The organism is Streptomyces sp. NBC_01275, assembly GCF_026340655.1.
Classification (GTDB): Bacteria; Actinomycetota; Actinomycetes; order Streptomycetales; family Streptomycetaceae; genus Streptomyces.
This window is the reverse complement of the sequence record NZ_JAPEOZ010000001.1, coordinates 727,149-742,598: the sequence shown is the minus strand read 5'-3', so window position 1 is coordinate 742,598 and position 15,450 is coordinate 727,149. Positions and strand designations below refer to the sequence as shown.

5 protein-coding genes are annotated in these 15,450 nt (G+C 69.8%); 2 read left to right on the top strand and 3 right to left on the bottom strand.

Annotation, left to right across the window (positions count from 1 at the left end):
• Positions 1-67: 67 nt before the first annotated feature.
• From OG562_RS03255 to OG562_RS03245, 3 genes are read right to left on the bottom strand one after another with little or no spacing between them, the layout of a single operon-like run.
• Complete coding sequence (locus tag OG562_RS03255; RefSeq protein ID WP_266393393.1) at positions 68-967, bottom strand: SDR family NAD(P)-dependent oxidoreductase; 900 nt, start codon at positions 965-967, stop codon at positions 68-70.
• Between the two features lie 30 nt (positions 968-997).
• Positions 998-3,361, bottom strand: coding sequence for an MMPL family transporter (locus OG562_RS03250; RefSeq protein WP_266393391.1), 2,364 nt, complete (start codon positions 3,359-3,361; stop codon positions 998-1,000).
• Positions 3,362-3,402: 41 nt separating this feature from the next.
• A complete protein-coding gene (locus OG562_RS03245; RefSeq protein WP_266393389.1) occupies positions 3,403-10,941 on the bottom strand; it encodes a type I polyketide synthase in 7,539 nt (2,512 codons plus the stop codon).
• 494 nt (positions 10,942-11,435) lie between these two features.
• Here OG562_RS03245 and OG562_RS03240 point away from each other — a divergent pair, with 494 nt between their 5' ends.
• Complete coding sequence (locus tag OG562_RS03240; RefSeq protein ID WP_266393388.1) at positions 11,436-12,836, top strand: hypothetical protein; 1,401 nt, start codon at positions 11,436-11,438, stop codon at positions 12,834-12,836.
• A 218-nt stretch (positions 12,837-13,054) separates the two neighbouring features.
• Positions 13,055-14,911, top strand: a complete 1,857-nt coding sequence (locus OG562_RS03235; protein WP_266393386.1) for an ABC transporter ATP-binding protein — start codon at positions 13,055-13,057, stop codon at positions 14,909-14,911.
• The last annotated feature ends 539 nt before the right edge of the window (positions 14,912-15,450 follow it).

The window sequence follows — 15,450 nt, the reverse complement described above, 5'->3', positions numbered from 1 at the left end:
CTGGGGTCAACGAAGAGCGGCGGCACCGCCCGGGTGCCGCCGCTCTTCGTACCGAGATTGCCCTCGACTACCTCAAATCCAGCGCTTTGTTCATCAAATTCACATCTCCCGGTTGAGATGTGGGCGCAAGGCCGCCGCTGGGTGAGGAGGCAGCGCTGGCCTCGGTGATGGTCCTGGTCGTGAACCCGACGCGGTCGATGAAGGGCCGGAAGAAGCCGGGGGTTGCTGCGACGATCCCGTGGGCGCGGTGCGAGGTGATCGTCTGCGCCCGGCGTTCGATGCCTGACACGATGCTGCGCACGGCCTTGTCGACGGTGCACATCCGCCACAGCCCTCGTTCGTTTCCGCCCCATAGGCGCCGACCTGCCGGATCCGCGTGGATCGCGTCCAGCATCGGCGTTTTGAGGAACGTGGGGTGCAGGGTCCCGACGCCAACGCCGAGGTGCCGCACTTCCAGACGGATGCTGTTGCACATCGCCCAGACTCCGGCCTTGCTGGCCGTGTAGGGGGCCTGGAGCGGGGAGTGCACGAAGGCCGCCATGGAGGAGGTGGCCAGCAGATAGCCGCGTTGACGCTCGACGTGCGGCAAGGCGGCTTTGAAGGTCCGCCAGACTCCGGTCAGGTTGACGTCGAGGACGCGTTCGAAAGCGTCTGGGTTGAGGGTGGCCATCGGGGCAACGGCGCTCACGCCGGCGTTGGCGATGACGACGTCGATGCGACCGAAGTGAGCGGCGGCGCGGTCGATCGCCGTCCGGACGCTGTCGAGATCGGTCACGTCCGCTTGCGCTGCCCAGGCGACGCGGGAACCGCCGAGCGCGTCGGCCTGAGCGGCGACAGCGGTCCCGTCAAGGTCGAGGAGGGCGAGGTGCGCACCTCGGCGGCGCAACGCCTGGGCGACTGCGGAGCCGAGTCCGCCGGTGGAGCCGGTGATGGCGACGGTGCGGCCAGTGAGGTCATAGCGGAGCATGGGACCCTTTCGGGGCTCGTCCGCGCCTGGTCAGGTGGCCAGGGATGCGTCGGTTGCGGGCTTGGAGGCGGTGGTCTCGACGGTGTCGTGCCCAAGAGGCTCGGGGGCCGACGGCAGGGGAAGACGGCGCCGCAGGACAGACGGCAGCCACCAGTTGGCAGCTCCCGCCAGCTTGATGACGGCCGGCACCATCAGGGGGCGGATCACCACCGCGTCCAAGAGGACGGACAGGGCCACTGTGACAGCGATGATCTTGATGTCGGTCACGTCTGTTGCCGCGAGTGCCAGCAGGACGACGAGGACTACGGCGGCGGAGGCGGTGAACAGAGGCGCAGCGGCCTGCAGCCCCTCGGCTGTCGCTCGGGCGGTATCGCGGGACCGGTTGTACGCCTCGCTGACGCGGGCCAGGAGCAGGATTTCGTAGTCCATCGACAGGCCGAACGCGAGGAAGAACGCGATGAACGGCAGCGCGAGGTCAGTGGTGCCGGTCACGGTGAAGGCACCGACCAAGTGGCGAAGATGACCTTGCTGAAAGACGTAGACCATCGCGCCGAAGGTCGCCGTGAGGCTAAGGGAATTGATCACCAGGGCCTTGAGAGGCAGGAAGAGACTTCGGGTGAAGACGAGCAGCAAGGCCAAGGTTGCGACAACGACAACAGCCAGGGCTGCGGGAAGCCACTGAAAAGTGACGTCGCGAGTGTCGAGGAGTTCTGCCGTGGCGCCGCCGGTGAAGGCGGGTGCGGGGGCTGGCTGAGTACGGATGGTGTGCAGGAGGTGGGCAGCTGCGGCACTGTAGGGCCGGGGGGCGGAGTTGAGGGCCAGCCACGTCCCGGTGGGCAGGGTGAACCGCCGTACCCCGGCGCACGGGCGGGACGCAGCTAGTTCAGCGGTGGGATCGCAGCGGGCGCCGACGGACTTGCCGTCCAGGTAGGTGCCGGTCGCGGTACGCAATCCCTGGACGCCGGGCAGCTCGGAAAGGCGCCGGGCGTAGGCGTCGAGGCGATCAGCATCGCCGGGACTTGCGGGGCGCCAGCCGGGCAGGACGATGTCAACCTCGGTGCCTACCTGGGGGAAGCCGGTGCGCAGGTCTTCCGTGGCGGCGACGACGGGTGAGCCGGCGGGCAGCACCCGCTCGTCGCTCAGGCCGAGGTTCACATCGCGGAAGGGCAGCGCGAGCAGGACCAGGAGAGCTGCTGTGAGCGTGAGGACGGCAAGCGGGCGGCGCATGACGGCGCTCGCCAGGCTGTGCCAGCGGGCCGCGGACCGGGCGGTCTGCCGGCGACGAGCGAGGAAGTCGCGCCCGGCCCGGCGCTCGCCGAGGCAGGCGAGGGCCGCAGGAACGATCAGCAGGGCCGCCGCGGCGGCCAGCAGGACGACGCTGATGCCGGCCATGCCAAGGGAGCGCATCAGCGGGACCGGGAAGAGCAGGAGACCCAGCAGGGAGACGGCGACGACGCCGGCGGAGGCGGCGACGGTGCGACCGGCGGTGCGGACGGCGGTGATCACGGCCTCGGGGTGCGGACAGCCGCCGGCGATCTCCTCGCGGTAGCGGGCGACGAGGAAAAGGCTGTAGTCCACGGCCAGGGCCAGACCGACGGCTGTAGTGAGACTGAGGGCGAAGGTGGAGACGGGAGTGGCGGCGGTCAGGGCGCGCAGGATCGCGGTGGTGCCGGTGATGGCGACGGCGCCCACGGCAAGGGGCAAGACTGCCGTCGCAATGCTGCCGAAGATCAGGAGGAGCAGTACGAGGGTGACGGGCATGGCCAGGAGTTCCGTACGCAGCAGGTCCTGCTCGCTGTGCAGTTGGAACTCGTGGGTGACGACGGCCTCGCCGGCTGCCCGGATCTCCAAGGGCCTGTGTGGGCGGGCAGCGTGGACGAGGACGTGTTCGGTGGCGTCGTGCCGGACGTGCTCTGTCGCATCGAGCCACAGGGCGACGAGGGCCGTGTGCCCGTCGGCGGCGCGCAGCAGTGGGTCGGGCGGGGGCGGTGGCGTATGGGCGGCGGTGGTTGGGCTGAGAGGGCCCGTCCAGTACGAGTCGACGCCGGTGACGCCGGGTACCTGGCGCAGATCCTCGGCAAGTCGGGTGCCGGCGGTGCGCGCAGCCGGATCGTCGACGGACCCGGTGGTGCGGGCGAGGAGCAACAGGGGCGGCATACCCCCGTGGGGGGACTGCGCCAACCGGTTGCGTACCTGCGCCGCCGGGGTGTTCTCGGCAAGCCAGCCGCCGCTGCTCAGGGTTGCGGAGACTCCGGCGGACAGCAGACCCGTGAGGACGACGAAGAGTGCGGCGGCGGCCAGGACGAGCCGGTTGCGGCGTACGGCCCACCGGGCGAGCGCGGCGAGGGAGCCCGGGATGTGCGAGCGGTCGGGATGCAGGGGTGGCTCGCACATCACGGTCAGCCTCTCTACTACAGGTGTACGGGTCGGTGAGATCAGGGAGTGGGAGTGCTGAGTGCGGGCCCGGCCGGGCCCGGCACGGGCAGAACCGGCGCTGTTGAACTGGGCGCGGCCGGCGCCGGCACGGTGGGGGTCTGGTGGCCGAGGCGGATCAGGGCGCGGCGGGCCAGGTCGGTGATGCCCTGGGCGTTGAGGAATTCCAGGGTCGGCAGTTCGCAACCCAGACGCCGGCGCGCGGCGACGACGGCTTCGACGGCCATCAGGGAGTCCAGCCCGAGCTGGTCCAGGCGGCGGTCGCGGTCGAGGCGGGCGGGGTCGGTCTGCAGGATCTCGGCCAATACCTGGGTGATGGCGTCGGCCGCCAGGGTGAGTGCTTCGTCGGGGGTGGCGGTGGCGAGACGGTGACGTAGCTGGTCGGGTCCGTCGTCCTGGGGGGTGTGGAGGGGGATGAGACCGGCGAGGCGGGGGGTCTGCACGGCCGGCATCATGCTGCGGATGCGGGCCCAGTCGATCCTGGCGGCGGCGGTGACGTCGGCGTCCTGGGCGACGGCGTCCGTGAGGGCGGTGCAGGCCTCGGCGGGGGTGAGGTTGTCCAGGCCGAGGCGGGCGAGCATGTCGGTGATGCCGTGGCGGGCGGCGTAACCGGTGTCGCCGACGGCACCCCAGGCCACGGTCGTGCCGGGCAGGCCGGCGGCGCGCCGGGTGCGGGTGAGTGCTTCGAGGTAGGCGTTGGCGGCGGTGTAGTTGGCCTGGTAGGCATTGCCGAACCAGGCGGTGACCGACGAACAGGTCGCGAACAGGTGGAGGTCGCCCTCGCGGGTGAGCGCGTCCAGGGCGGCCGCGCCGAGCATCTTGGGCTCCAGAGCGGTGCGCAGACGTTCGTCGGTGAGTTCGGCCAGCGGTGCGTCGTCCAGGACCATCGCCGCGTGAATCACGCCACCCAGAGGGAAGGCATTGGTGTCGATGGTGGCGAGTGTCCGGCGCAGGTCCTCTCCGCGGGTGACATCAGCCGCGTGGGCAGTGGCGGTGGCGCCGCGCTGGGCGAGCGTCTGAATGAGCTGGGAGGCGTCGGGGGTGTCGGCGCCTCGGCGGCCCAGGAGGGCGAGGTGGCGTGCGCCGTGGTCGACGAGACGGTGGGCGAGGGCTGCTCCCAGGCCGCTGAGTCCGCCGGTGACCAGGTAGGTGGCGTGCGGGGAGAGCTGCAGGGGCGGGTCGGTGCGCTCCAGGGGAGGTGGCTCCTCGAAGGTGATGACGACCTTGCCCAGGTGGCGGGAGCGTTGCAGGACACGCAGTGCCTCGCTGATCCGGGTGGCCGGGTAGGCCAGGTGCAGCAAGGGGCGGTAGGTTCCGTCCGCGATGAGCTGGGCTGTTTCGTCGAAGCAGGTCCCGGCCTGGGGCAGGCGGCCGGAGATGAGCTGGTAGGCGTCCACGCCGAAGAAGGCGATGTTGTTACTGAAGGGCCTCAGCGCCAGGGGGGTGGAGGTGTAGATGTCGCGCTTGCCGAGTTCCAGGAAGCGTCCGCCGGGCCGCAGGAGTTCCAGGGTGCGGCTGATGGCCTCTCCCGCCAGGGAGTTGAGGACGACGTCGACGCCCTGGCCGCTGGTGAGGTCGCGGACGTGCTCGGCGAAGTCCAGGGTGCGGGAGTCCAGGACGTGGCGGACGCCGAGCATGCGCAGCAGGTCGCGTTTGGCGGGGGTGCCGGCGGTGGCGATGACGTGGGCGCCGCGGGCTTGGGCGAGCTGGAGGGCGGCGAGGCCGATGCCGCCGGCGGCACCGTGGACAAGGACGGTCTCGCCCGCTTGGAGACGCGCGAGGCGTTCGAGGGCGTGGTGGACGGTGAAGTAGACCACCGGCAGGGTGGCGGCTTCGGTGAATGTCATGCCGTTGGGGATGGTCCCCACGAGGCGGGCGTTGACGGTCACGTGGGAGCTGAGGCTGCGAGGGGCGAGCGCGTAGACGCGGTCGCCCGGCACCAGGTGGGTGACGTCGGCGCCGACTGCAGTGACCGTGCCGGCGCATTCCAGGCCCAGAGCCGGCCCATCTGGCACCGGGGTCTCCGCGCCCGGAGGCAGGAGGCCAACGGCGAGCATGACGTCGCGGTAGTTGAGGGCGGCCGCTGCGACGGCGATGGTGACCTCGTCGGCGGCGGGCTGCTGCGGCCGGTCCGGGGCCCAGATGAGCCGGGGGCGCAGGCCGGCGTCGTGCAGACGCAGCGTGAAGGGCGTTGAGCTGGAGGCCTCGGGCGCGGTGGTGGAAGCGGGCCGGGGGACGGTGCGCGGGACGAAGCGCCCGCCGCGGGTCAGGACGACCTCGTCCTCGTCGGTAGGCTGGAGCAGTTCGGCCGCCAGGCGCCGCGCGTCGTCGGCGGGCCAGGCCCCGGCTTCCAGGGAGATACGCCGGATGGTCAGTTGGGGGATCTCGTTGGCCAGGGAGCGGGTAGCGCCCCACAGTGCTGCGTCCTCAGGAGCGCCCGGCCGTTCGGGGGCGGGGTGGATGCCGCTGGGCCGGGTAACGATCCACAGGTTGGCTGCGGCCCCGGCCGGCAGGTTGGAGCCGGTTTCGGCGAGGTCCCGCAGCACACCGAGTCGGGCGACGGCCTGGTCGCACATGTCGGCGGGGCTGTCGCTGGAATCGGCGTCGAAGACCAGGACCGTGTGCGGGGGCTGCTGTTCCCCCGCGACCTGCGCCCACTGCCGAGGCGTCTGGTCCAGGCCGGCGACGCGGACGTCGACGCCCGCCTCGAGGAGAACGACGACGAGGTCACGCAGCAGGTCGCCGTCGGGCTTCTCCCCAGCCAGCAGCCAGCGCGCGTCCGGGGAGGCGGGCGGCGCGAGGGGGACGGGGAGGGCGGGGGAGCGGGGTGCGCGGCGGGCGCAAAGCACCGAGTACTCGAGTTCCGGCAAAGCTTGGTCATGCCCGAGTTGGGCGACCTCGTCGAAGCCGCACTCGCGCAGCAGGGGTGCCCATGCCTGCCCCGGCAGCAGAGGGGAGTCCTGGCGCAACGGGGCGTCGGTGAAGTCCCAGAATCCCTCGAGGGTGCCGAAGCAGGGGGCCAGCAGACCGGGTTCGTGGGTCTCGTGGGCGAGGAGTTGTCCGCCGTCGGCAAGGAGGTGAGTGATTCGGGCGAGCGTCGCACGCAGGTCTCGGGTGGCGTGCAGGACGTTGGTGGCGATCACCACGTCGAAGGAGCCCGCAGTGAAGCCCTGCTCGGCCGGGTCCTGGTTCAGATCCAGGCAGCGGTAGTCGACGAAGTCGAAGTCGGCGAAGCGCGCCTTGGCGGAGGGGAAGAAGCCGGCGGACAGGTCGGTGAAGGTGTAGGCGGTGCGCTCGGGCGGCAGGTGCGGCAGGAGCAGGGCGGTGCTGCTGCCGGTACCGGCACCGACCTCCAGGATGCGCAGCGGCCGGTCCTCGGGCCAGGTGCGGACCTGTTCGCGTACCAGGGCGAGCAACAACTGATTGTGGAAGCGGGGCTGGACGGCGTCGCTGTAGAAGTACTCGATCAGATGGCGGTCGGGTTCATCGAAGAGCAGCGTCAGCGGATCGCGCTTGCCGCGCAGGACATCGGCCAGGTGCAGGCAGCACCGGCCGAACAGGGACGTCTCGACCGCATGCCGGGGGAAGTCGCGGACGAGTTGCTCGAACAGCTCCAGCGCCGGAGGGCCGTCGGTGTCGGGAAGGCGCCAACGGGCAGGGCGGCCTTCTCCGGCCTGCTGAGTCGGGTGCAGCAGGCCGCGGGTGGCATGGGCGAGCAGCTCGGCCAGACGGGTGTGGCGGGGCTGCATGCCGCCTGCCACCAGATCACCGGTGTCGAACTCGCTCTGCCCTTCCGGCAGCAGCTGGGCGAACGCGTCGGCGATCAGGCGCGAGCAGCACTCGCGTAGACGCTGCAGCCCGGCTTCGTGCCCCTCCTCGCGCCAGGTCTCCTCCAGACGGTCGCGGTAGGGCAGACACGCCTGCGCCAAGGCGGTGGGCGAGGGCAGGAGGCCGGACAGCGCCGGGTCGGCGGTCCCTGGAGCCGCGCGCAGCACGTTGACGAGGTGCTGCACGGGTTCGGTGGGGGTATGGCCCATGCGGCGCAACCGGCAGCCGGTGAGCTGGAGGCAGACAAGGCCGTCGGCGTCGGACAGGGTGATGTCCCAGCACGTTTCCTGGGAGTTGTTCTCCCGCAGGCGTACGTGGATCATCCCGCTCTGCGGCGGAGTGCGCCACAGGCGCAAGGCTTCGACGGCCACCGGCAGGAACGGCAGGTACTCGCCGTTGACGCCGGTCAGGCAACCGCCTGCCTGGAGTGCGCCGTCCAGGAGCGCCGGGTGGACGTGGTAGCCGTCGGCGGGTTCGCCCAGAGTGTAGGAGGCGAGGGCTTCCCCCTCGTGCAGCTGCAGCTCCGTCAGGACCTGGAAGGCCGGGCCGTACACGAGGCCGGCGCGCCGGGCCCGGGCGTAGTGCTCGGTGACATCCATGCGGGTGTGCAGGCGCGAGCGCAGGGCGGCGAGGTCGACGGAGGGCGGCGCGGCGGCCAGCAGACGCCGCACGCGGGCCCGGGCGTACGGCTGCCACGGCAGGTCGTCGCCGGTACGTGCCGCGATCGTCAGGGCTTGGTCGCCGTCGCTGAGCGAGACCTGTACGCGCACGTCGGCGGCCTCGTCATCCCAGGGCAGATCGAGAGCACGGGTGATGAGGAGATGGTTTACCTCGACGGGGGCATCGTGGACGAGGCCGCCTGCGGCGAGGGCCATCTCCAGGTAGGCGGCGGCAGGCATGACGGCGGAGCCTGCGACCTGGTGGTCGGCCAGCCACGGCAACCGGGTGGGCTCTACCAGGTTGGACCAGCAGGGCTGCTGCACGGGGACGCGTGCCCCCAGCAAGGGGTGCTGCACGGGGGTGGTCTCACCAGCTACGCGCAGCCACCACTGAGGGTCACCGTGCCATTGCCGCTCGCGCTGCCAGGGATAGGCCGGCAAGTCGGTCGTGCATCCGGGCTGCGGGAAGAAGACGTCCCACTGGATGTGAGCGCCTGCGGCCAGCACCTGGGCCGCCGCAGTGTCGACAGCGGCGGGCCCCGGCACGGCCCGGGCACAGGTAGCCGTGACCAGCACAGGCTGTTCCAAGCCCTTGACCGCCTTACGCAAGTACGGCCGCAGGACGGGGTGAGGACCGATATCGACGAAGATGTCGAAACCGTCATCGAGCAACGTATGCAGAGCCGGTCCGAACAGCACGGGCTCGCGGACGTTGCGCCACCAGTAGTGGGCTCCGAGCTCCTCGCCCGGGCAGACGGTGCCGGTGACCGTCGAGACGAACGGAACAGCGGTGGCGGCAGGGCGCAGCCCCTCCAGGGACGCGAGCAGGCCGTCCCGTACGGGGCCCATGGCTTGGCTGTGGAAGGCATAGTCCAGCTCCAGCATGCGGAAGAAGACCGCGCGCAGCTCCAGGTCGGCGCCCAGGGCTTGGAGGTGTTCCTCGGGACCGCAGATGGTGACGTCCTGGTCGCCGTTGACGGCGGCGATCTCCAGAGCGCCGGCGTAAGGGGCGAGTTCCTTGATCGCCTCCTCCGCGGACAGGCCGGCTGCGGCCATGCGGCCTCGGCCGCGCGTGGCTGCCTGGGCGCGGCTGCGTTCGGCGACCACCCGGGCGGCGGCAGGCAGGTCGAGAGCGCCGGCGATGTGGGCGGCGGCGATCTCGCCGACGCTGTGGCCCACAACCGCGGCCGGGCGGATACCGCGGGCCTTGAACAGTTCCACCAGCGCGATCTGGAAGGCGAACAGCAGCGGCTGGGCGATCTCGGTGGCCTCGATGCGCGCGGGGTCGGCCGCGGCCATCTCCTCGCGCACCGACCAGCCCAGATGGGGCCGGAGGGCGTCATCGACCCGGTCGAGCGCTGCCCTGAACACGGGTTCCTCGCGCAGCAGGTCCGCCCCCATGCCCGCCCACTGGGAGCCGTTACCGCTGAAGGCGAACACCACACGGCCCTCCGCCACAGCCTGTCCCGTGGCGGTGGCGGCCGGCAGGGGCAATGCCCCCTGGCCAACGGCCTCCAGCGCTTCGGCTGCCTGCCGGGCACCGGAAGCGAGGACCACGGCCCGGTGCGGGTGCAGGGTACGACGACGCGCGGCCGTCCACGCGACGTCGTAGAACCCCTCGGAGGTCTCCTCCTGCAGCCGCTGAGCCATGCGGGCCGCCGCGGCCTCCAGCGCCTCCGGGGTGCGGGCCGAGACCACTACCGGCAGCACGTCCTTGGGGGGCTCGCTCGGGTTGTTGACGGGCACTACGGGCGCGGCGGCCAGGACGACGTGGGCGTTGGAACCCCCGAAGCCGAAGGAGTTGACGCCGACCACGGGGCGCTGCCCGGTAAGGGACCTGGCGTCGGTGCACGGATCGAGCTGCCAGCCCTCGAAATCGATGTGAGGGCTGAGCGGCTGCGCGTGCAGGGTCGGCGGGATGCGGCGGTGACGCAGGACGAGGAGGGCTTTCACCAGTCCGGCCATGCCGGATGCGGCCTCCAGGTGACCGGTGTTGCTCTTGACCGATCCGATCGGCAGCGGCCCGATCGTACGGCGGGTGCCCAGGGCTCGGCCGATGGCGTCGCACTCGATCGGGTCGCCCACCGGTGTTCCCGTACCGTGGGCCTCCAGATAGGACAGGTCGTCGGCGCTCACGCCGGCCTGGGCGTAGACCTGCTCCAGCAATGCTGCTTGTGCCTGGGCGCTGGGGAGTGCCAGCCCGGTGGTGCTGCCGTCGCTGTTGACGCCGCTCGCCAGGATCACTCCGTGAATGCGGTCGCCGTCGGCGAGCGCATCGGACAGGAGCTTGAGGGCCACGACGCCGCCGCCCTCCGCACGCACGTAGCCGTCGGCTTCGGCCGAGAAGACACGGCAGCGGCCGGTCGGCGACAGCATGGAGGCGGCCGAGAAACCGGTGAAACCGAACGGACTGAGCAGGACGCTCACTCCGCCCGCCAGAGCCATACGCGCTCGGCCTGCGCGCAGCGTCTCGCACGCCTGGTGCAGGGCGGTCAGGGCCGAGGAGCAGGCGGTATCCACCGCCATGCTCGGCCCGTGCCAGTCGAGCAGGTGGGAGATGCGATTGGCGGCGTTGGTCGCGGCCAGACCAGCCATCGAGTACGCGTTGGGGGCATCACCGCCGGTGGACTGCAAGTCGGCGTAGTCGTGACTGGACATGCCGACGAACACTGCCGTATCCGACCCGGCGGTGGCGGTCTGGTCGATGCCGGCGTCGTCCAGGGCCTCGACCGCCATCTCCAGCAGCAGCCGGTGCTGCGGATCCATGCGCGCCGCCTCGCGCGGTGAGACCCGCTGGAAGTAGCCGTTGTCAAAACCGGTCACGTCCTGGAGGAATCCGCCCGCCGCCGTGTAGCTCTTGTTGCTCCTGCGCCGCTGGGTGTCGACGAACCGCTCGGGATCGAACCGGTCCGGCGGGACCTCACCCACCAGGTCACGTCCTCCCTCCAGCGCCGCCCACAGGTCCTGCGGCCCATCGACGCCGCCCGGCAACCGGCACGAGAGGCCCACGATCGCCACGGCGGGCCTGTCAGGGGTCGTGGGGGCCACAGACACAGAGTTCTCCCGGTGCACAAGAAAAAGGGGGCGGCAAAGACGCCTTGCAGGTGATGGCACGCGAAAAGTGCTTCCGCCGCCGGTGACGCCGTGATCTTAGGGAAAGCGACGAACAGTCCTGGCACGCGATGCGCGTGCGGGTGAACGCTAGAGGCAAATCTGCAGAATATAAGGGGTGATTTCGGCCGATCCGGCGGCCCAGGGCAGCTGTGCCATTCACCCATGTGCGTGAAATACGTCGCGCCCCCAGGGTGCTGACGTGCAAAAACGCCGCGCACGCGTCAACGGATCGCTCGTCTATCCCCGGAAAGGGTGGCGGTAGATGGGTGTTCCTTCAGGTGCCGGTAAGGTCGCCGACGTCCCAAGCCCGTTTTCACACGCGGCCTCTTGCGCGTCCACGGCAACAAACGTGTCACCGCCGCGCTTTCGCGCGCCACGACCCAGCCGACGAAGGCCCCTTTCAAGGCGGCCGCAACGTTCCCGGAAGGTAGGCCATGAGCAGTTCACCAGTCGCCGTACCCGACGTCCAAACCGATGTCACCGCTTGCGGCTGGTGGCGTCCGTGCACGGTCCAGGTCATCGGCGAGGTGCCGGCAGGACAGCAGGCGCTGCGGTCCTTCCTCAACCATCTGGTCGCCTCCTTCGAGGTACAGGGCCACACCGTCCTGGACCGCTCCTACGGCGACGTCGACCTGATGCTCATGTGCGGGCAGATCCCCGAGGGACCGCAACCCCTGCGCGAGAGGATCCCGGACACCTACCCGCCGCTGAGTGCCATGCTGCGCCACCAGCACGGCCTGCGCCGCAACCCCCGCCATGTCGTCGCCGTGGCCGAGGTGCCCGAACGGCTCAGCGCGCTCCCCCACGCAGAAGTCGTCGCCACCGCCCGCACAGCCATGGGCCGACTCGGCGCAGCCAAAGTCCTGTTCGTGTCCCGCGGCGACGCTCCCGGTCAGGTGGCAGAGGTGACGTTCTGCAACATGGAGGGCGGTCATCCCACCGAGACCACGGACATCGCCGACCGCATGCGTGATCGGCTGGTCACCGCGGCGTGCGCCCGGCAGGTCGCTGAGGACTACGACACCGTCCGGGACGCGATCACCCCCGAGGCGTGGCAGGCCAGCACCGCGCCTGAGCAACTGGCGTACGCAGGCCAGCGGATGGGCAAGCTGGGACTGCTGCCGGCGCCGGTGAAGGTGTCCGACTTCGTCTCCGACCAGCTGGCCGACATGTACGAGGTCTACATGGGAATGCGGGGTTTCAGCGAAGGCATGCTGTTCGCCTTCGACCCCGATCTCAACTGCCTCGTGGTCAGCGCATCAGGTTCCTGGGACGTCGACAAGCGCAGCCTCACACGGGAGCAGACCGTGGCCGTCGAGCCGCGCCTGGCCGACGGCCAGCGCCTGCGCGTCCTGGCCCCCAGCGGCACGCTGCCAATGCAACCATCAGTAGAGACATGGGAGATCTGCGCCCTGATGGAGGCATGCCCCACCGTACGCGTCACGAAGGACCCGTCAGGTACCTGGGTCCTGGACCCCGACGGAGAACGCGAAGTACCGCTCATCCGGGCCGGTATTCACGCCCACGTCGGCGTCGTCTCCAGCGACCACACGGTGATCGAAACCGTTGAGGCGGACCGCGAACAGTTCCCCTACGGCTTCGGCTGCGGTACCGACCTGACGGTCGAGATCGCCCGCGACACCGTCCGCCGGTCACACGCCGTCAACGATCCGGCCGACCCGCGGACGTACGTGCGCTGGCCCTTGCTGTACCACGGGGAGATGGCCGTCGAACTGTGGAAGCCCGGCCTGCCCGCCCAGCCCTTCGAAGGATTGCTCGACCTGTACGGCACAGCAGTGCAATTCACACCCGACGATGTCCCCCAGCCGGTATGAGGGGGCCTTCCGGCTCCCTCCCCTGGACGGACCAGCAGAGAGCAGCCTGCCACCGTCGACTGTAGCCGTGCCGCGGGCTTCGATCGGTGATCGCCACTGCCTGCACCGGACCCGGAGCCGGCAGTACGCCTCCTCTTCCGCGACACGATGAGCAAAGCTCCGGGCTGCGGTCGATCGGCTCCTCCCTCGCCCGGTCTTCGTAAACGAGGCACCGCGATATGACCTTCCCGTCCGTCCGCTCGCGATCGTCGACCCGTTCACTGACTCCGGACTGCGGGGCGTTTCCAGGGCTGCGCATCGGCCAGGACCTCCTGTGCGGTGATCGACTGCTGCTCGCTCTGGCGGCCATCCTGTCCCTTGCTTCGGCCGCAGCCGGTCTGGCGGTGCCGTGGCTGGCGATGGGCGTGATGCACGCTCTCACCCGGCACCAGCCGGTCACCCCTCCCGCCGTGGGCATGAGCGTCACTGTCCTGGGCGCGGCCGGGCTGCAAGCTCTGAGCGGGTGGTTACTGGCGGGAGTCGGCGAGCGCGCCGTGTTGCGTCTGCGGCGCCTGGCCATGGGGCATCTGCTGCGGCTTCCGCTGCGCGCGGTACGCGACGAGGGCACTGGCAGCCTCACTGCCAGGGTCACCTCAGACGCTGCGCTCCTGCGTCTGCTGATCGAATCCGGTTTCGTCCACCTCCCGGTGGCGCTCATCGCCACGGCGGCCACGCTTACCGCCATGGTCGTCATCGACCCAGGCCTCACCATGGTCGCCGTCGGAGCTTTCGGGCTCACCGGAGCTTGCATCGCCCCAATGACGGCCCGGTTGAAACGCCTCGCAGTCGCCCAGCAGCACGCGCTCGGACAGCTCGCACAGAGCCTCACCGCCCACCTCGTCGCACTCGTCACCGTCAAAGCCTGCCGCTATGAGAGTGAGGCCGCACACAAACTCGGGCACGCCGCAGACGCCGTTCGTTCGGCGTGTCTGCCCGCCACCCGCTTGCAGTGCCTCATCGGCCCGGTCGTGAGTTTGGGCCAGCAGATTGCCGTGCTAGCCGTCGCATTGGCAGCAGGGCAGCAAATCACGCAGGGACAGTTGCCTCTGGCCGCCTTCAGTGGCTTCTTTCTCTACCTGCTGCACCTCACCTCGCCCCTGACAGTCGTCGCCCTAGGCATCGGCCATCTACAGGCGGGACGAACCGCACGAGGCCGCTTCCACCACCTCCTCACTCGCCCAGCGGAAGCGGAACAAGACACGACAGCAGCTCCCATCCTGCCCCTACCCCGCCCCGACGCACATGCGGTGACCTTCCGCCGTGTCACCTTCCGCCTTCCACAAGGCCACCCTGTCTTGCACCAAGCGAGTTTCCACATCCCCGCGACCGGACTAACCGCCCTCATCGGTTCCTCCGGCACCGGAAAGTCCACGGTCCTCACGCTGATCAACTGCCTCACACAGGCCGAGCACGGGGAAATCCGCGTCCTGGGCAGGTCCGTCAGCAACTGGCCCCTCGGCGACCTGCGCCGACGCGTCACCTACGTCGACCAACAGTCCACCCTCATCGAAGGCACCATTCGCGAGAACCTACAACTTGGTCTCGTCAAACCGCCCAGCGAAGCAGACCTGCTGAACGCGTTGGAGACGGTCGGACTACGCCAAACCGTGTTGCGTCTCCCCCAAGGCCTCGACACGCCCCTGGGCCGCGTCCACGACCTGTCCGGCGGGCAACGCCAGCGCCTCGCCGTAGCCCGCGCCCTACTCACAGACAGCGACATCCTCCTCCTCGACGAGCCAAACTCCCACTTGGACACCATTAGCGAGCGCCTCGTCAGCCGAGCCGTGGACGACCTGGCGGCCACCCGCTGCGTCATCGTCGCCAGCCACCGACTGCCCACCATCCGCAGGGCCCGGCACATCATCCTGCTCACGGAGGACGGGACAGCAGTCTCCGGAAGCCACGAGCACCTTCTCACTTGCAACAGCCACTACAGAGAACTCACCACTGGGCACGCCATAGAAGCGGGCTCACCGCTTAGAACACCGCCAGTCGACTCTCCGCACGCCTCAACTCCCGGTCTCGTCGGCAATTGAGCCCTCGCAGAGTCCGACATTCTCTGTCCGAGCCGCACAAGCCTGCTCGGTTGCCTGGGTGCGTTGCGGTGTGCTCCGAGTGGGCGGTGGCGACGTAGCACTTGACCGTCCGCTCCTTGATCGGGCAGCAACCCAACCGCGAATTCGGACATCGAAGCTGCCCTCGCTGAGGTGCCGCCAGAATGCCGTCTGCCTCGCCGGCGCTGCTGGCGCGCACCGAGGCCGTGGGAGTCTCGGCCAATTCAGCTAAGGCAGTGGTGTCCTGGGCAGCAGTCATCGGTCGCAGCCCTCTCCTCCTAGTACCGTCATCGACCAAGCGGCAACACGCAAGAACCGTCTGCAGAAGCAGAAGTTCCCTGGTTACCGAAACCGGGGATCTTCCAGAGCATTGACGGTGTTCGCATTCGGCTGTGCTTGGCGGTGGAGCCGTGGCGGACCCAGTTGGCAGAGCCGTACGCATTCGAGAGGAGATGTTGGGTGGCTGTTGCCAGCTGCTGGTACATCAATGACCACACTTCATGCCCACGGCCACTGCTGCT